This window comes from Mesorhizobium sp. 1B3 (genome assembly GCF_050958605.1).
Classification (GTDB): Bacteria; Pseudomonadota; Alphaproteobacteria; order Rhizobiales; family Rhizobiaceae.
Genome location: NZ_JBJHDO010000003.1, coordinates 227,486 through 244,170, shown reverse-complemented (window position 1 = coordinate 244,170; position 16,685 = coordinate 227,486). Strand labels below are relative to the sequence as shown.

Here is a 16,685-nt window from a genome sequence, read left to right as displayed (position 1 = left end):
ACTGTCCTGCCGGACATCTCTCCCCCGCAAGCGCCGCAAGCGGGGAGAGAATTGATGTCTCGACAGCTTTCGCCAATTTCCGGCGTTGCTGATTGGCGACAATGCAAGCGGCCAGCGTCTCTCTCCTCGCATCGCGCAGGGCTGTCCGGGGAAACTTTTTGCGCAAGCTGGGCGAGTCTTCTGGAGCTGTATCGCAATCCAAGATGGCGTAATTCGACTCTTCGCCCGATGCTTGTCATGCGCAATTGTCGAACTGCAACCAGAAACTGCCGGGCAAAGGCGGCAGAATGCAATCGCTCCGAGTCTTCCAGCGCTATCTCTGCAACCGAAAACCTTTCCCCGGACAGCCCTGCGCATCGCGGGGAGAGATGTCCGGCAGGACAATGAGGGGCCGGCGAAGGCAATGAATGACTATCATTATCAGTCATTCAGCTCTCGATTGCCCAAAAAAAATGCAAGGCCGAAGCCTTGCAATTTTAACGCGTCCGATCCGCTTTCCGGTTTCCGGCGGCAGCGAGTAACCGCGCCTAGATCGCATCCTCCCAAGACTTTGACCGCGTAGGAGAGCGGATTTATTTCCGCCCTCTCGTTTATTGGGGGGCACATTAGCCTACCAAAGAACAGGATGTCACGCGGAATTTTTCGTGAAACACCATCAGAATGTGCTGCAATGCACAATAGAGATGCAGGCCTTGCCTCGACTTTAGTCAGACTAAACTTGGCCGCGGCAAGATCCCTTGGTCGCAGCCCATTTGCGGCATGAGATCGGGTTTCCAAGCGGCCATGAAATAGCTATGAAGCGCATGCAAGCAATCGCCTGCTTCGCGGCCGCCGGTCGCGGAGTGTCCCAGGTTTCAACGGAACTTTTCATGCGGCTTTCGCGCTACTTCCTGCCCATTCTCAAAGAGAACCCTCGTGAGGCGGAGATTGTCTCCCATCGCCTGATGCTGCGCGCCGGCATGATCCGCCAGCAGGCGGCTGGCAGTTTTTCCTGGCTGCCATTGGGCAAGCGCGTGCTCGACAAGGTCTGCCAGATTGTCCGCGAGGAGCAGAACCGCGCCGGCGCCCTCGAAATCCTGATGCCGACGATCCAATCGGCCGACCTCTGGCGCGAGAGCGGCCGCTATGACGACTACGGCAAGGAGATGCTGCGCATCAAGGATCGACATGAACGCGATATGTTGTTCGGCCCGACCAACGAAGAGATGGTGACGGAGATCTTTCGGTCTTACGTGAAGTCCTACAAGGATCTGCCGCTCAACCTTTACCACATCCAGTGGAAGTTCCGCGACGAGGTGCGGCCCCGCTTCGGCGTCATGCGCAGCCGCGAGTTCCTGATGAAGGACGCCTATTCCTTCGACCTGGACTATGAGGGAGCCAAGGCCGCATACAATCGCATGTTCGTCGCATATCTCAGGACCTTCACCCGGATGGGTCTGCAGGCGATCCCGATGCGCGCCGATACCGGCCCGATCGGCGGTGATCTTTCGCACGAATTCATCATTCTCGCCGACACCGGTGAGAGCCAAGTGTTCTGCCACAAGGATTTCCTGACGCTTCCCGTGCCCGGCGCGGACACCGATTTCTCGAACGACGCCGAGATCGGGGGCATCGTCAAGCAGTGGACGACGCCCTACGCCGCCACCGACGAGATGCATGATGAAAAGAGATGGGACGCGATCGCCGAGGCGGACAAGGTTTCGGCTCGCGGCATCGAGGTCGGCCACATCTTCCATTTCGGCGAGAAGTATTCCAAGCCGATGGGCGCCAGGGTTACTGGGCCCGACGGCAAGGAGCGGCCCGTGTCGATGGGTTCGTATGGGATCGGTCCCTCGCGATTGATCGCGGCGATCATCGAGGCGAGCCATGACGAGAACGGCATCATCTGGCCGGCATCTGTGGCGCCTTTCGACATCGCCCTCATCAACATGAAGGTGGGCGATGTCGAATGCGACCGCGCTTGCGACGAGCTTTACCAGACGCTGACGGCGGCAGGGCTCGAGGTTCTCTATGACGACACCGATCAGCGCGCCGGCGGGAAATTCGCGACGGCCGATCTGATCGGCTTGCCCTGGCAGGTGATTGTGGGCCCGCGCGGCGTGGCCGCCGGCGAGGCCGAGATCAAGGAACGCAAGACGGGCGAGCGCAGCACGATCCCGCTCGCCGAGGTCGTCAACCGGGTCGGTACCGCTCGATGAGCCAGACGGCGGCCGCAAAGCCCGCCGGCGGCGCGGGCCCTTTTTCCGCATTCGAGCGGATGGTGGCCTGGCGCTATCTGCGGTCGCGCCGCAAGGAGGCCTTCATTTCGGTGATCGCCTCCATCTCCTTTGCCGGCATTATGCTCGGCGTGGCGACGCTCATCATCGTCATGGCCGTCATGAACGGTTTCCGCGCGGAGCTGCTGGTCCGGATTCTCGGCATCAACGGCCATCTCGTCATGCAGCCCGTGGATTTGCCGCTGGACGACTACGCGGCCGTCGCGTCGCGTATCGACGGCGTGCCGGGCGTCAAGTTCGCAATCCCGCTCGTGGATGGTCAGACGCTGGCTTCAGGCAATATCGGCGCGGGCACTGGCGCGCTCGTGCGAGGGATCCGTGGAGAAGACCTCGCCAAGCTGAGGCTCGTCGCCGACAATGTCCGCCAGGGTTCGATTGTCGGCTTCGACGGCAGCGAGGGCGTGGCGATCGGCACCCGAATGGCCGAGAACCTCGGCCTGGCGCTCGGCGATTCCATCACGCTGATCTCGCCGGACGGCGATGTCAGCCCGCTGGGTTCGACCCCGCGGATGAAGACCTATCCGGTGGTCGCCATCCACGAGATCGGCATGTCGGAATATGATTCCTCGATCATCTTCATGCCGCTGGCCGAGGCACAACTTTATTTCAACATGGAGAACCGCGTTCAGGCGATCGAGATCTTCGTCGACAATCCCGATGCCGTCGATCAACTCAGGAAACCTGTCGAGGACGCTGCACAGCGTCCGGTTTTCCTGACCGACTGGCGCCAGCGCAACCAGACCTTCTTCTCGGCGCTGGAAGTCGAGCGCAACGTCATGTTCATGATCCTGACACTGATCGTGCTCGTTGCGGCGCTCAACATCATCTCGGGCCTTGTGATGCTGGTGAAGGACAAGGGCGCCGATATCGCTATATTGCGGACCATGGGAGCAACCCGTGGCGCCGTCATGCGGATTTTCCTGATGACGGGTGCGGCGATTGGCTTCACAGGCACCCTCGCCGGCGTCGTGCTGGGGGTGATCGTCTGCCTCAACGTCGAGAGCATCCGCCAATTCTTCTCCTGGCTTTCGGGAACCGTGCTGTTCAATCCCGAGCTCTATTTCCTGAGCAGGTTGCCCGCGAAGATGGATCTCGGCGAGACCATCTCGGTGGTCCTGATGGCACTGGCCCTGTCCTTTCTCGCGACGCTGTTTCCGGCATGGCGCGCTGCCAAGCTCGACCCCGTCGAAGCCCTGAGGTACGAGTGAGCACGCCTGTCATCGAACTGAAAAGCGTCGAGCGCCACTACGTTCAGGGTCCACGCAAGCTGACCATCCTGAATGGCGCCGACTTCTCGCTGGGGCGAGGCGAGATGGTGGCGCTGGTCGCGCCGTCCGGCACAGGCAAATCGACGCTTTTGCATACGGCCGGCCTTCTGGAGCGCCCGGATGCGGGTGACGTCATCCTCTCAGGCAAGGCCTGCGGGCGCCTGTCGGACGACGAGCGCACGGCGATCCGCCGTAACGATATCGGCTTCGTCTACCAATTCCATCACCTGCTGCCGGAATTCTCCGCCCTCGAGAACATCATGATGCCGCAACTGGTGCGTGGCCTCGGTAAGCAGGAAGCGGCCGACAGGGCGATGCAGTTGCTCGATTATATGAAGATCGGGAAGCGCGCTCACCATCGCCCGACCGAATTATCAGGCGGCGAACAGCAACGTGTGGCGATTGCTCGTGCCGTCGCCAACGCTCCGCTGATCCTGCTCGCCGACGAGCCGACGGGCAATCTCGATCCGACCACTGCCTCCTATGTATTCGAGGCGCTCGAGGCGCTGGTGCGCCAGTCCGGCCTGGCCGCACTGATCGCCACGCACAATTTTGAACTTGCCGGTCGGATGGACCGGCGGGTCACACTCGCGGAGGGCAGGGTCGTTCCCCTCTGAGACTGCCGATTCGGCCCGCTCCAACGGCTCCATTGCTGGCCATCGCGGCTCGACATTCCTTGTCCGGGGCGGTAGCAGTATAAGGGCGGCCGAACGGCGAAAGGCGGCGGCAATCGATGCAGGACCAAACGATACGCGCGATCGGGAGTTGCCGCTGCGGCCGGGTTCAGTTTGAAGTAACCGCGCGACCTCTCCTGACGATGGCCTGCCACTGTCACGGCTGCCAAAAGATGACAGGTAGCGCCTTCTCCCTCAGCGCCGCCCTCCCCGCGGAGGGATTTCGCGTCACGAATGGAGATCCGGCGATTGGAGGGTTGCACGGGCCGTCGCGGCACTACTTCTGTCCGTATTGCATGAGCTGGCTGTTCACGCGGCCCGAAGGCATGGATTTTTTCGTCAACGTACGCCCTACAATGCTTACGGGAAACTTCTGGACGGAGCCCTTCATCGAGACCTGCACGGCGGAGAAACTGGATTGGGCGTCCACGCCAGCACGGTACAGCTATTCGCAGTTCCCGCCTCCTGAAGCGTATGAGCAGTTGGTCGCGGAGTTCGCCGAGCACGAAGCCGCTTCCCGCAAGGAAGGCTGACCGGCGCAATCCGCCAGCCTGCGCTTCCGCGCCCACGTACAACATTACGGGGTCGAGTGCGCGCTGTCGGGCTCGCATGCGAAGGCGCGCCTTCCCTGAGAGCTGCCCGCGGCAGGAATTCGTTAACCCTCGATTCCGTCAAGCTGACGCACGGTTAAGAAACGGATTGAACAACGAACAAAAATGGAACATAAGAGGAACAGACATCAACCGGAGAGAGAGTTCCATGACCAATCTCGTGCAGGACGTCGTTTCGCTGGTTTCTGTGAGCGCGTTCATCGTGACCATGGCCATGTGGATAGGGGCGCTCTAATCACCCATCGCCACGCCCTCGCGGCGGGGATCCGCCCCGCCGGTCAGGCCGCCGGAATCGATAGCGATCCCGTGCAGCCCGGAATTGAGATCGCGGGTCTTTGTCTTGAACCCCAGGGCTTCGAGGTCGTCGGCATAGTCCACCGCCTTGGTTCCTGCCTCGAGTTCATAGGTGCCGAAGCGGTTGGAGAGATGTGGGAGAGATATCGCCGCCTGCATATCCATCTTCCAGTCGATAAGCGCGATGAGCGTCTTGGCGACGAAAACGATGATCTGGCTTCCGCCGGGTGAGCCCAGCGCGTAGACGGGCGTTTTTTCCTTCAGCACGATGGTCGGCGCCATCGACGAGCGTGGCCGCTTGCCGGGCTCGACGCGATTGGCGACGGCCTGTCCGTTCTCCTCGGGCTCGAAGGAGAAGTCGGTGAGCTGATTGTTGAGCAGGAAGCCGGCGGTGAACAGGCGTGAGCCGAAGCCGTTCTCGATGGAAGTCGTCATGGCAAGCACGTTGCCCATTTCGTCAACGATCGTGAAGTGAGACGTCGAGGGCTGTTCCAGTGAACGCCCGTCGATCCGGAGTTCGGCTTTGTCCCATGGCGGCTCGCCTGCCTTGACCGCGTCCGCTTCCAGCGCGGCAGGGCGCCGTATCAAGGCGGATCGGAATTTCAGATAATCGCTGTTGAGCAGTCCCTTGGGCATAGAGACGAAATCGGCATCGGCCACGTACCGCTCGCGGTCTGCGAAGGCGAGGCGGGTTGCGTCGCCGATGATGCGCCAGCTCTCGGGATCCTCCGCTCCGAGGTCCGCAATATCGAAAGGCTCCACAATGCCGAGGATCTGGCCGACGGCGATGGCGCCGGAGGAGGGCGGTCCCATGCCGCAGACATCATATCCCCTATACGGCGCGCAGACGGCCAGCCGCTCTTCGACCGTGTAGGCGGCAAGATCGGAAAGTGCGAGGCCGCCCGGATTGGTGGCGTGGCCGCGCACGGCTTCCACGATACGCTCCGCGATCGGCCCTCGATAGAACGCATCGGCACCTCCGGTCGCGATCGCTTTCAATGTCGCGGCATAGTCAGGGTTTTGCAGAAGGAAGCCGGCAGGCAGAGGCGCGCCATCGGGTGCGAAGAAATAGGCCCGAGCCGCAGGCTCCTTGTCCAGCCGGCCGACATCTTCGGCAATCAGCGCGCCGAGGCGCGGGGAAACCTCGAACCCTTGTTCCGCAAGCCGGATCGCCGGCGCGAAAAGTTCCGCCCATGGCCGCTTCCCAAATCTTTCATGGATGGTCTCGAGCAGGCGCGGCACGCCTGGCGTGCCGACCGATCGCCCGCCCACCACGGCATCGAAGAATGCGAGCGGTTTGCCGTCATTGCCGAGGAAAAGGTTCGGCGTTGCGGCGGCAGGCGCGGTCTCACGGCCATCGAATGTTGTGAGCGTTTTGCTCGCGGCGTCGTACCAGACCAGGAAGGCGCCGCCCCCGAGCCCGGAGGATTGAGGCTCGACAAGGCCCAGAACGGTCTGCACGGCGACTGCCGCGTCGGCCGCGCTGCCACCATCGCGCAGCACCTTCAGCCCGGCCTCCGCGGCAAGCGGATTGGCCGCGACTACCATTCGGGTCCGGGCGTGGACCGGCGCCTTTGCGGAGAGGCCGCTCTCGCTTTCCGGAGCAATGACGTCGGACGCCTGCTGGGCCGAGGCGGGCGGGCCGAGGAGCAGGAACGCGGCAAGGACAACTGAGGTGAATCGCGCCGCGCTCATGTCAGGCACTCTTGCGCAGCGATTCGGCTAAGCGGGTGTCGACGGGCCCGAATACGTCATGGAAGGAGCTCTTGAGGGCGAGGTCGACATCGGTCATCGTCACCGGCAGGCCGAGATCGACGAGGCTGGTGACGCCATAGCCGGTGATGCCGCAAGGCACGATGCCGGAGAAATGCGACAGATCCGGTTCGACATTGATGGCGATGCCGTGAAAGCTCACCCAGCGCCGAAGCCGGATGCCTATCGCTGCAATCTTGTCCTCCGCCGGGAGGCCTCCGGCAAGAGGTGGCCGGTCCGGCCGAATCACCCACACACCCACCCGATCTTCGCGTCTTTCGCCCTTGACGTTGAAACGAGCGAGGGCGCCGATGATCCATTCCTCCAGCGCCGCAACGAAAGCGCGCACGTCTTCGCGTCGGCGTTTGAGATCGAGCATCACATAGGCAACCCGCTGGCCTGGCCCGTGATAGGTGTATTCGCCGCCGCGCCCCGCGGCGAAGACCGGAAAGCGATTCGCATCGATCAGATCCTGCGGCCTGGCGCTGGTGCCGGCCGTATAGAGTGGGGGATGCTCCACGAGCCAGACCATTTCTCCCGCCTTGCCGTCGCGAATCTCGGCGGCGCGGGCTTCCATGAACTCCAATGCGTGGGGATAGGAAGTGAGACCTGCCTCGATGCGCCATTCGACGGGTGCGGAGCCCGGAACCGGCAGGAAGGACGTGGCTATCTTGCTGCGTTCTGTCATCTGAATTCCTTGCTGCTCAACATATGGAGCCAAGCCGGGAAAAGGTCCAGATCGCGCCGCGGCGGGCTGGCGCGCGAAGCTTCCCCAGAGGCAAGATCTTTCACCGGAATAATGTGCCGGGTGCACTTGTTTCGCCCAAGGCATTTTGCTACATGCCGCGAGCCGGTCGGAACCGGCCCTTTCGTGACGTGCGGTCGTGGCGGAATTGGTAGACGCGCAGCGTTGAGGTCGCTGTGGGGCAACCCGTGGAAGTTCGAGTCTTCTCGACCGCACCATTCTCTTCCGAAAAACCTTGTTTTCTGCGGCGCGGAGGCCTGGTGGCCCACGTCAACCCCAGGCGCGGGACACATCGATTTTCTCGGCGAACTGGGGCTTGGCGCGACCGTCCAGCGGCCAGCTTTTCAGAGATGGAATGAACGTCCCGACCAGCATCCTCAAAAGTGTGAAGATGGCCTGATGTCAGTGAACTGTTTCTGTCGCATCCAGGACGCCCGCTTCGAGTGCGGCATCGGTGAATGCTTCTCGCGCCTCGGCCGGCGTGATGTGGCCAGTACCCACGCAGTTCAAGGCCTTCGTCGCCATCTGCTGGCAGGGTCCACCTTTCGCGGGCCAGTTCTCACTTCTAAGGCACTGGACCGCTTCGCGCACGGTGCTGATCTTCCTCGACCTTCGCGGCCGGCCGAAATCGATTCTCACGGGTTTGTCGAACTCGATCCGTCGCATGTGGCACCAACGCCTATCGGCCCTCAATTGTTTCGAAGGGCAGCATGATCATTCAGAGGCTCGATCTTTCGCAGACCATAGGTTGGACGCGGTATGAACCCTCGTCAAGCCTGTTCGCAGCTCGGGACCAGCTTCATCGAGGTGCGAGCCGCGCAGCCGAGGTCCACCGGTTGAGCCCGCGTGATGTCAGAGCAAGGATATCGTAGGATCAATCCTCAGGCCGGCGGCCTTCAGGGCAGTGACGAATGCGACATTGGCATCTTCGACGCTGGTCATGCCCATGTCGGCCCCAGCGCATTGGTTCATCGCGTCGGTCCATTGCTCGCTATCGTTTTCAGCCCAGTTGTCGAACAGGAAGTCCGACGCATCCGCGACGGTGGAAATCAGATAGAAACCACCGGGGCGATCGGAAAAGATAACGACGGGGGTGTGAAGCTTTTTCGTATCCATCCCCCACAGTGGGACTCCTTTGCGGCGAAAGCGAGTGCAAGCCTCGAATTTCGAAGGCTGCATCGTCATCCTCAGCCTCGAAAGGCCTGCTCTCCCGGTTGCCTAGTCACCGCTCGCGAGCAGATGAATTCACCAAAGCGGGTCGAGAGCCTCATACAACCCTTTGGAAATGTTACGGATTGTTAATCCGGCCATTCATGTTGGGTTCACGCTCCGGCCTCTAGAAGTCTCACGTCAATGAGCAAAGGAGACCTCCCCCGTGAAACGAATTGCCCTTGCCGCGATCGCATTCTCGATACTTGCCGCGCCAATGGCGCAAGCGCAGCCTCGTTATGACGGACCTCGTCCGCATCATTCCCAGAAACATCAATATAAGAGCCCGAAGCACTACGCTCCGGGCCAGCACAAGAAGCGCCATTGGTCACGGGGTGACCGGGTGCCCGAATGGCAGCGCCGGCACCACGTCCGCGACTATCATCGCTATGGGCTCAAGCGTCCCGGCCGCCATCAGCAGTGGGTCAGGGTCAACAACGATTATCTGCTTGTGAGCATTGCATCCGGGGTCATCGCATCCGTGGTCGCCGGCCGCTGATTCCCTGGCTCCGTGCCGGAGGGGCGGCAACGCCGCCCCTCCTCCTGTTCCGTGGCTTTCACCGCTTTCCGGCGTAGCGGCCCTATTCCTCCGTCAGCGCGCCGCGCAAGAAGCAACACGATGGTCCAGCTTCACCCGCCGCCACCAATGATGTTATCGTCGAATGGGGGGTCAGGGAGGAAGACATGGGTAAAGCAGCACTCTTTGCAGCGCTGATGGCAAGTGCATGTACAGTGGCCAGCGCCCAGAGCAATCTCGAAAAACTTTCAAACTTCAAGACAACGGGAACAACCGATTTCACGGTTATTGAGCAAGGTGGATCGAAGGCGGAGGCCATCAAGGCGATACTGGAAAAGATCAAGGTTCCTGAAGGTTTCAGGATCGATCTCTACGCGATCGTTCCGGATGCTCGCCACATGGCCGTGGGCCCACAAGGCATCGTCACATTTGTCGGTACTCGCAAGACCAAGATCTGGGCCGTCACCGACCGCGACAAGGACAGGGTGGCCGACGAGGTCAAGGATTTCGCGCCATCGATCGAATTCGCAATCCCCAACGGCCCCTGCTTCTCACCGGAGGGGGTTCTCTATCTCGCCGAGCAGAACCGGGTGCTGTCGTTCCCTGCCGCTGAGTTCTTCTACGAAAGCCCCGATGTTGCCGCGTTCAATGTCCTGAAAAAGGGCGATCTCGTCCCACCCGACGAGGAGAGCTACAACCATACGGCACGCGTCTGCCGGGTCGGGCCGGACGGCAAGCTCTACATTTCGCTTGGCCAGCCCTTCAACGTTCCTTCCCCCGAAAAGCTCGACCTGTTCGAAAAGCACGGGATCGGCGGGATCATTCGGATCAATCAGGACGGAACAGGCCGGGAGGTCCATACTTACGGCGTGCGCAATTCGGTCGGTCACGATTTCAACCCGAAGAACGGAGAGTTGTGGTTCACCGACAATCAGGTCGACGGCCTCGGCGACGATCAACCGCCCGGCGAGCTCAACCGCCAGACTGCGGCCGGGCAGCATTTCGGCTTTCCCTATTTCGGCGGAGGCACGGTGAGGACGAACGAATACAAGGATAAGGAACCGCCGGCGGAGGCCGTGAAGCCCGCCGCGGAGATGGAAGCGCACGCAGCCGATCTCGGCATGAGCTTCTATTCCGGCGACCAGTTCCCGCAAAAGTACCGCGGCGGCATATTCTCGGCCCAGCACGGCTCTTGGAACCGCACGAAGCCGGTCGGCGCCCGCGTGATGTTCACACCCTTGAATGAGGACGGCAGCGCCGGCACGCCCGAGGTGTTTGCGGAAGGCTGGCTCGACGCGAATGGCGAATATCTTGGCCGCCCGGTCGACATCGCTCAGCTCCGGGACGGCTCGATCCTCGTTTCCGACGACCTGGTCGGCGCCGTCTACCGCATTTCCTACCAAGATTGATTTGTCACGCGCTCCGCTTCGATTGCTGCAATCGGAGCGGGGCCGCCATTTGGCTCGAATCTCATGATCAGATCCGAAATTTACCTTGCGATCCTTGCGTTGTTGGTCGCCCCGGCGGTGTCGCATGCCGCGGATGCCAAGGCAGGTCGGGCGCTCGCCGCCCAATGCCAGGTCTGTCACGGCTTGGACGGCATAGCGAAGATCCCGATCGCGCCCCATCTGGCGGGGGAGAGCGAAATCTATCTTCAGTCCCAGTTGAAGGCGTTCCGCTCCGGCAAGCGGGAGCACGAGATGATGACGGTTGTCGCCAAGGATCTCTCCGACCAGGAGATCGCGGATCTCGCTGCGTGGTATGCCTCCATCGCGATCAGCGTGACAATGCCGAAATAGCGCGTCGCTCGTTCCAAGGGACGGGTTGTGGGAGCCCAATAGGAATGGGGTAGTGCCGGTTGCCCGTCCCGGCGCCGGTCCATCTATTTGTTTTAGCCGCTCTTGTGCGATGCCGAGTGATTTTACTTGGCCGCAAAATGATCTAGACCCCTCCAAAGGCTTATCCCGGGAATCGAGCGGCGGGAGGCGTATTTGGAAGAAAGTCATGAACAGGTTTCGGATGCGCCGGAAGCGGGGCACGCCGACATCTATGGCGCGGATGGTGTCGTTCTGCCGTCCTTTCTCGCCCATGTCGGGGCGGCGATCGCGGATCGCGATACGCTGACGCTGAAGCGCGACGTCGGCGACCTCCACCAATCCGAGCTCGGCGACGTCATCGAGGCTCTGCTGCCCGAACAACGGCTTGCTCTGGTCGACCTGCTCGGCAAGGATTTCGATTTTTCGGCGCTCACGGAGGTCGACGAGGCCATCCGTCTCGACATTGTCGACAGCCTGCCCAACGAGCAGATTGCCGAGGCGGTGAAGGAGCTCGATTCCGACGATGCCGTCTACATCCTCGAGGACCTCGATGCCGAGGATCAGGAGGACATCCTCGCGAAGCTGCCTTTCACCGAGCGCATCCGGCTGCGCCGTGCGCTCGAATACCCGGAGGAGACGGCCGGCCGGCGCATGCAGACGGAGTTCGTCGCCGTGCCGCCCTTCTGGACGGTTGGCCAGACCATCGACTACATGCGGGAAGATCGCAATCTTCCTGACCGCTTCAGCCAGATCTTCGTCATCGACCCAAGCTTCAAGCTGCTTGGCGCCGTCGATCTCGACCAGATCCTGCGCGCTAAACGAACGGTCAAGATCGAAGGCGTAATGCATGAGACGCGCCATGCGATCCCCGCGACGATGGACCAGGAGGAGGCGGCGCGCGAGTTCGAGCAATATGACCTGCTGTCCGCGGCGGTGGTCGACGAGAACGACCGGCTGGTCGGCGTGCTCACCATCGACGATGTGGTCGACGTCATCCAGGAAGAGGCCGAGGAGGATCTTCTGCGAATGGGCGGCGTCGGCGATGAGGAGCTCTCCGACACGGTCGTCGCAACGTCCCGATCGCGCGTACCCTGGCTTCTGGTGAACCTGGTGACGGCCTTCGTTTCGGCGTCGGTGATCGGCATATTCGCCGAGACGATCGAGGAGATGGTTGCGCTGGCCGCATTGATGCCGATCGTCGCCTCCCTTGGGGGCAACGCCGGCACGCAGACCATGACTGTCACTGTCCGGGCGCTGGCGACCCGCGATCTGGATATCTACAATGCCGGACGTGTCATCCGGCGCGAGATCATGGTGGGCTTCCTGAACGGCATCACCATTGCGACCATTATCGGTCTGATCGCGGGAGCATGGTTCCAGAACGTCGATCTTGGTTTGGTCATCGCGGCCGCGATGATCATCAATATGCTCGCCGCCGCGCTCGGGGGTATCCTGATCCCGTTGTTCCTGGACCGGCTCGGCGCCGACCCGGCCATCGCGTCGTCGATCTTCACGACCATGGTGACGGACGTCATCGGCTTCATCGCTTTCCTCGGACTTGCGAGCTGGTGGATGCATCTCGGCTGAGCAGGCGCTCTGCGTTCTTGGTGCATCATGAGAAATTTCGAATATTTGACTTTTACGTAAACGCCGTGCGAGACTTCGCCACTGGAATCGACGGGTGCACCGGATGGCGATGCGGGAATATTATTCGATCACCGAACTCACCCGCGAGTTCGACATCTCCACGAGAACGCTGCGTTTTTACGAGGACGAGGGGCTCATCCAGCCGGTCCGCCGCGGTCGTACCCGGCTGTTCCGACCCTCGGATCGCCATCTCATCAAGCAGATCATGCGGGGAAAGCGTCTCGGCTTCTCCATCAATGAGATTCGCGAGATCATCCAGATGTACAAGGAGCCGCCGGGCGAAGTCGGGCAGCTCAAGCTGATGATCAAGCGCATCGAGGAAAAGCGCGAGGATCTGCGCCAGAAACGCAGGGATCTCGAGGAGACCTTGGCCGAGCTCGACCAAGCGGAAGAATCCTGCGTGGAGAGGCTGGTGGAGCTGGGCGTCAGCACCTGAAAGGTTCACGTTCGCTCGTCAAACTTGCCCCGGCAAATCGGTGGGTGTATTTTTTTCCTAACCCGTCTTGGAGCGGGTCCGGACGACCGCCGGCCGGCTTGGCGTGGAGCCGTTCGACGTGCCGGGGCTGCCACCGCCGGTACGCATTTCCCCGCCATCCGTTTCGCCGTGCCGGTCAAACCTGGCATTGGTTTCGAAAGGAACGGTCATGGGTATTGCACTGACAATGCAGGAATATCTCGAGGACAATCACGTCCCTTATGAAGTGGCCAAACATAACAAGACCGGCTCCTCGGCGATGACGGCTCAGGTCAGCCACGTGCCGGGCGCTTCGCTGGCCAAGGGCGTGGTGCTGAAATGGGATGGTAGCTATCTCCTGGCCGTTGTGCCTGCCACACGCCATGTCGATCTCGGAAAGGTTGGCAGGATCGTGGGCGAGAGGGTCCAATTGGCGAGCGAGGAAGAGGCGAGCGCCCTGTTCCCGGACTGCGACACAGGTGCCGTGCCGATCTTTGGCGCGCCCTACAGGGTGGCCTGCGTGATCGACGACGGTCTGGAGCGGCACGGCGACGTCTATTTCGAAGGCGGCGATCATCGGACCCTGGTGCATGTCAGCGGCGATGGCTTCAACCGGCTGATGTATGGCATGCCCCACGGGCATATCAGCGACTGACGCATCGCCGCTATCGGGAGGGGCGTCTTACCTGGCGCAATTGCGAGTCGGGTCGAACACTATTGCATCTGGCTCCCGATTGCTTATTTTCCGCAGCGGCACAGGCTGATCGAAACCCGATGGCAGGCAAACGACTAACGGCACCGAGCCGCATATCCGGGACCCGCGCTCGATTTCTCAATCACGCGGGAAGCCTCATCGCATGCATATAGCCCTGGCGCGGCGACAGCCGTGACCGGGGGTCTGAAATCCCAACCCAAGCTTCAGCACTGATTTTCGGATGCCGCGCAAGCTGTTTCCGGCAAGCAGTCATGATTGATGACGGGTTGCGCCGGACCATCACGGAATGGTCCCAGGCCCCCGCGAACCAGGAGAACATCAAGTTGAAAGTCGTTGTGCTCGGCGGAGGGGTCATTGGCGTGACCACCGCTTATTATCTTGCCAAGGCGGGACATGAGGTTACGGTGCTCGACCGCCAGAAGGGAGCCGCCCTAGAGACCAGTTTCGCCAATGCGGGCGAGGTCTCGCCCGGCTATTCCTCTCCCTGGGCCGGCCCCGGCGTTCCGATCAAGGCCGTGAAATGGCTTCTGATGAAGCATGGCCCCCTCGCCATCCGGCCGAGTCTCGATCCTGCGATGTGGTCCTGGGTACTGCAGATGCTGCGCAACTGCACCTCGGCACGGTATGCAGTCAACAAGGCGCGCATGGTGCCGATCGCCGAATACAGCCGCGACTGCTTGCGCCAGCTCAGGTCGGAGATCGGCTTGGCATATGACGAACGCAGCCAGGGTACGCTTCAGCTTTTCCGAACCCAGATCCAGCTCGACTCGATCGGCGGGGACATCGAGGTGCTGAAGAAATTCGGCGTGCCTTTCGAAGTGCTCGATGAGGCGGGCTGCATCGCCGCCGAGCCGGCATTGGCACGTGTGCGTGGAAAATTCGTCGGCGGACTGCGGCTGCCGGACGACGAGACCGGCGATTGCCACATGTTCACGAACAAGCTCGTCGAACTCGCCCAAGGCGCGGTGACGTTCCGTTATGGAACCACGATCCGGGAAATCGTGACGGATGGCGGGCGTGCCACGGCGGTGCGGACCGATGACGGGATTGTCGAGGGAGATGCCTTCGTCGTCGCCATGGGCAGCTATTCGCCTCTGCTGCTCCGAACGCTCGGCATCAAGGCTCCCGTCTATCCGATCAAAGGTTATTCGCTTACCATCCCGATCCAGGATGAGGGGGGCTCCCCGGTCTCTACGGTCATGGATGAAACCTACAAGGTCGCGATCACGAGGCTCGGCAATCGCATAAGGGTCGGCGGCACTGCCGAGATCGCCGGCTACGATTTGGCTCTGCGGGAATCGCGCCGCGGCGCGCTGGAGTACTCCTTCACCGATCTCTTCGGTGGCGGCGGTTCCGTGAGCGAGGCCACATTCTGGTGCGGCCTGCGGCCAATGACACCGGATGGTCCGCCAATCGTCGGGCATACCCATATCGGCGGCCTCTATTTGAACACGGGACACGGCACGCTGGGCTGGACCATGGCCTGCGGTTCCGGCCGGGTGCTTGCCGATCTGATTTCCGGCCAGAGGCCCGATATCGACGTGCGCGAACTCAGCATCAAGCGGTACAGCGATGAGCATTACGGTTGATCGCGCCGGCGCGATCCTGACGATCGATCTCGGAGCTGTCGTTTCGAACTACCAGGTGCTGCGCGGAAAAATTGGCGCCGCCGACTGTGCCGGCGTCGTCAAGGCGGACGCCTACGGTTTGGGCGCGGTCGAAGTGGCGTCGGCGCTCCATGGCGCGGGCTGCCGGAAGTTCTTCGTCGCTCATATCGGCGAGGGGGTGCAACTGCGCGAGAGCCTGCCCGCTGACAGCGACATCTTCGTGCTGAACGGCATGCCTGCGGGCACTGAGGACGATTTTTTCGACTCCGGACTGGTCCCTGTTCTCAATAGCCTGCGGGAAATCGCAGCTTGGCGGGACCATGCCCTGAAGAGGGGGCACCGGCTGCCGGCGGCTGTCCAGGTGGATAGCGGCATGTCGCGGCTCGGCCTGCCGCCCCGCGACGTCGACACGATCGCCTCTGATCCTGAAATGCTGGGTCGGTTCGACCTGAAGCTGGTGCTCAGCCATTTGGCCTGTGCGGACGAATACGAGCATGCGGCCAATGGGCAGCAGCGCAACGCATTCGATCGCCTGCGCTCGATGCTGCCCCCCGCACCGGCGTCGCTCGCCAATTCGTCGGGTATTTTCCTGGGAAGCGCGTATCACTACGATCTTGCTCGTCCGGGAGCCGCGCTCTACGGCATCAACCCGACGCCACACAGGGCCAATCCGATGCGGCCGGTGGTGCGCCTGTCCGCCAGGATCATCCAGCTTCGCGACGTATCGGGAAGTACGGGGATAGGTTACGGACATACGGCATTGGCCACGAAGCCGACACGCCTCGCCACGATCTCCCTCGGCTATGCCGACGGATGGCGTCGCAACGCCGCGACGGCCGCATTCCTGAATGGCGTGCGGCTGCCATTCATCGGCCGGGTCTCGATGGACAGCATCATCCTCGACGTGACGGATTGCCGCGACGGTTCCGTCGGTGAAGGGGATTGGGTCGATCTGATCTGCGAAGAGCAGACCGTCGATCAGGTTGCTGCTGCGAGCGGCACTATCGGCTACGAGGTCCTGACAGGTCTTGGCTGCCGGTTCCATCGGCGCTATGTCGGAGCCGCCTGAGCCCGACGGCCCCGGCGGACCGATAACTTC

Annotated in this window: 17 protein-coding genes and 1 tRNA gene; 14 read left to right on the top strand and 4 right to left on the bottom strand. The window is 61.7% G+C overall.

What is annotated here, in order from left to right:
• Nucleotides 1-869: 869 nt before the first annotated feature.
• The 5 genes from proS (at nucleotide 870) to ACCO56_RS10140 (ending at nucleotide 5,064) form a co-directional block, all read left to right on the top strand.
• The gene (gene proS, locus ACCO56_RS10160; protein ID WP_433640875.1) at nucleotides 870-2,198 is read left to right on the top strand and encodes a proline--tRNA ligase; all 1,329 of its coding nucleotides are present in this window, start codon (nucleotides 870-872) and stop codon (nucleotides 2,196-2,198) included.
• Entirely contained in the window at nucleotides 2,195-3,484 is a 1,290-nt protein-coding gene (locus ACCO56_RS10155) for a lipoprotein-releasing ABC transporter permease subunit (RefSeq protein WP_433640235.1), read from the top strand. The genes proS and ACCO56_RS10155 overlap by 4 nt, the downstream gene beginning before the upstream one ends.
• Entirely contained in the window at nucleotides 3,436-4,161 is a 726-nt protein-coding gene (locus ACCO56_RS10150) for an ABC transporter ATP-binding protein (RefSeq protein ID WP_433640234.1), read from the top strand. Before ACCO56_RS10155 ends, ACCO56_RS10150 begins: the two co-directional genes overlap by 49 nt.
• A gap of 116 nt (nucleotides 4,162-4,277) precedes the next feature.
• A complete protein-coding gene (locus ACCO56_RS10145; protein WP_433640232.1) occupies nucleotides 4,278-4,751 on the top strand; it encodes a GFA family protein in 474 nt (157 codons plus the stop codon).
• A 166-nt stretch (nucleotides 4,752-4,917) separates the two neighbouring features.
• Nucleotides 4,918-5,064 carry a hypothetical protein gene (locus ACCO56_RS10140; protein ID WP_433640231.1) on the top strand — a complete coding sequence of 49 codons (147 nt, stop codon included), beginning with the start codon at nucleotides 4,918-4,920 and terminating at the stop codon, nucleotides 5,062-5,064.
• Here ACCO56_RS10140 and ggt read toward each other — a convergent pair.
• A complete protein-coding gene (gene ggt / locus ACCO56_RS10135) occupies nucleotides 5,061-6,818 on the bottom strand; it encodes a gamma-glutamyltransferase (protein WP_433640229.1) in 1,758 nt (585 codons plus the stop codon). The genes ACCO56_RS10140 and ggt overlap by 4 nt on opposite strands.
• A 1-nt stretch (nucleotide 6,819) precedes the next feature.
• Complete coding sequence (lipB, locus tag ACCO56_RS10130) at nucleotides 6,820-7,563, bottom strand: lipoyl(octanoyl) transferase LipB (protein ID WP_433640227.1); 744 nt, start codon at nucleotides 7,561-7,563, stop codon at nucleotides 6,820-6,822.
• Between the two features lie 190 nt (nucleotides 7,564-7,753).
• On the opposite strand from lipB, the gene ACCO56_RS10125 reads away from it, so the two are divergent.
• Nucleotides 7,754-7,838: transfer RNA gene (locus ACCO56_RS10125), tRNA-Leu, on the top strand.
• Nucleotides 7,839-8,022: 184 nt separating this feature from the next.
• On the opposite strand, the gene ACCO56_RS10120 is transcribed toward ACCO56_RS10125, so the two are convergent.
• Both ACCO56_RS10120 and ACCO56_RS10115 read right to left on the bottom strand, forming a co-directional pair.
• Nucleotides 8,023-8,286, bottom strand: a complete 264-nt coding sequence (locus ACCO56_RS10120; protein ID WP_433640225.1) for a DUF982 domain-containing protein — start codon at nucleotides 8,284-8,286, stop codon at nucleotides 8,023-8,025.
• A 186-nt stretch (nucleotides 8,287-8,472) separates the two neighbouring features.
• Nucleotides 8,473-8,805 carry a DUF982 domain-containing protein gene (locus ACCO56_RS10115; protein WP_433640224.1) on the bottom strand — a complete coding sequence of 111 codons (333 nt, stop codon included), beginning with the start codon at nucleotides 8,803-8,805 and terminating at the stop codon, nucleotides 8,473-8,475.
• A 190-nt stretch (nucleotides 8,806-8,995) separates the two neighbouring features.
• On the opposite strand from ACCO56_RS10115, the gene ACCO56_RS10110 reads away from it, so the two are divergent.
• The 8 genes from ACCO56_RS10110 (at nucleotide 8,996) to alr (ending at nucleotide 16,655) form a co-directional block, all read left to right on the top strand.
• Nucleotides 8,996-9,328, top strand: coding sequence for an RcnB family protein (locus ACCO56_RS10110; RefSeq protein ID WP_433640223.1), 333 nt, complete (start codon nucleotides 8,996-8,998; stop codon nucleotides 9,326-9,328).
• Between the two features lie 185 nt (nucleotides 9,329-9,513).
• Complete coding sequence (locus ACCO56_RS10105; RefSeq protein ID WP_433640221.1) at nucleotides 9,514-10,755, top strand: PQQ-dependent sugar dehydrogenase; 1,242 nt, start codon at nucleotides 9,514-9,516, stop codon at nucleotides 10,753-10,755.
• A gap of 63 nt (nucleotides 10,756-10,818) precedes the next feature.
• Nucleotides 10,819-11,145 (top strand): c-type cytochrome, encoded by a 327-nt coding sequence (locus tag ACCO56_RS10100; protein ID WP_433640219.1) that lies wholly within the window; start codon nucleotides 10,819-10,821, stop codon nucleotides 11,143-11,145.
• A gap of 192 nt (nucleotides 11,146-11,337) precedes the next feature.
• Complete coding sequence (gene mgtE / locus ACCO56_RS10095; RefSeq protein WP_433640217.1) at nucleotides 11,338-12,750, top strand: magnesium transporter; 1,413 nt, start codon at nucleotides 11,338-11,340, stop codon at nucleotides 12,748-12,750.
• 109 nt (nucleotides 12,751-12,859) lie between these two features.
• Nucleotides 12,860-13,246, top strand: coding sequence for a MerR family transcriptional regulator (locus tag ACCO56_RS10090; RefSeq protein WP_433640873.1), 387 nt, complete (start codon nucleotides 12,860-12,862; stop codon nucleotides 13,244-13,246).
• Nucleotides 13,247-13,454: 208 nt separating this feature from the next.
• Nucleotides 13,455-13,919, top strand: coding sequence for an aminoacyl-tRNA deacylase (locus ACCO56_RS10085; RefSeq protein WP_433640215.1), 465 nt, complete (start codon nucleotides 13,455-13,457; stop codon nucleotides 13,917-13,919).
• Nucleotides 13,920-14,302: 383 nt separating this feature from the next.
• Nucleotides 14,303-15,568 carry a D-amino acid dehydrogenase gene (locus ACCO56_RS10080; RefSeq protein ID WP_433640871.1) on the top strand — a complete coding sequence of 422 codons (1,266 nt, stop codon included), beginning with the start codon at nucleotides 14,303-14,305 and terminating at the stop codon, nucleotides 15,566-15,568.
• On the top strand, nucleotides 15,552-16,655 hold the full coding sequence (gene alr / locus ACCO56_RS10075; RefSeq protein WP_433640214.1) for an alanine racemase: 1,104 nt from the start codon (nucleotides 15,552-15,554) through the stop codon (nucleotides 16,653-16,655). Before ACCO56_RS10080 ends, alr begins: the two co-directional genes overlap by 17 nt.
• The last annotated feature ends 30 nt before the right edge of the window (nucleotides 16,656-16,685 follow it).

Coding starts and splice junctions, on each gene's coding strand:
- proS (WP_433640875.1), top strand. CDS start 870: ATGCGGCTTTCGCGCTACTTCCTGCCCATTCTCAAAGAGAACCCTCGT.
- ACCO56_RS10155 (WP_433640235.1), top strand. CDS start 2,195: ATGAGCCAGACGGCGGCCGCAAAGCCCGCCGGCGGCGCGGGCCCTTTT.
- ACCO56_RS10150 (WP_433640234.1), top strand. CDS start 3,436: ATGGCGCGCTGCCAAGCTCGACCCCGTCGAAGCCCTGAGGTACGAGTG.
- ACCO56_RS10145 (WP_433640232.1), top strand. CDS start 4,278: ATGCAGGACCAAACGATACGCGCGATCGGGAGTTGCCGCTGCGGCCGG.
- ggt (WP_433640229.1), bottom strand. CDS start 6,818: ATGAGCGCGGCGCGATTCACCTCAGTTGTCCTTGCCGCGTTCCTGCTC.
- lipB (WP_433640227.1), bottom strand. CDS start 7,563: ATGACAGAACGCAGCAAGATAGCCACGTCCTTCCTGCCGGTTCCGGGC.
- ACCO56_RS10120 (WP_433640225.1), bottom strand. CDS start 8,286: ATGCGACGGATCGAGTTCGACAAACCCGTGAGAATCGATTTCGGCCGG.
- ACCO56_RS10115 (WP_433640224.1), bottom strand. CDS start 8,805: ATGACGATGCAGCCTTCGAAATTCGAGGCTTGCACTCGCTTTCGCCGC.
- ACCO56_RS10105 (WP_433640221.1), top strand. CDS start 9,514: ATGGGTAAAGCAGCACTCTTTGCAGCGCTGATGGCAAGTGCATGTACA.
- ACCO56_RS10100 (WP_433640219.1), top strand. CDS start 10,819: ATGATCAGATCCGAAATTTACCTTGCGATCCTTGCGTTGTTGGTCGCC.
- ACCO56_RS10090 (WP_433640873.1), top strand. CDS start 12,860: ATGCGGGAATATTATTCGATCACCGAACTCACCCGCGAGTTCGACATC.
- ACCO56_RS10085 (WP_433640215.1), top strand. CDS start 13,455: ATGGGTATTGCACTGACAATGCAGGAATATCTCGAGGACAATCACGTC.
- alr (WP_433640214.1), top strand. CDS start 15,552: ATGAGCATTACGGTTGATCGCGCCGGCGCGATCCTGACGATCGATCTC.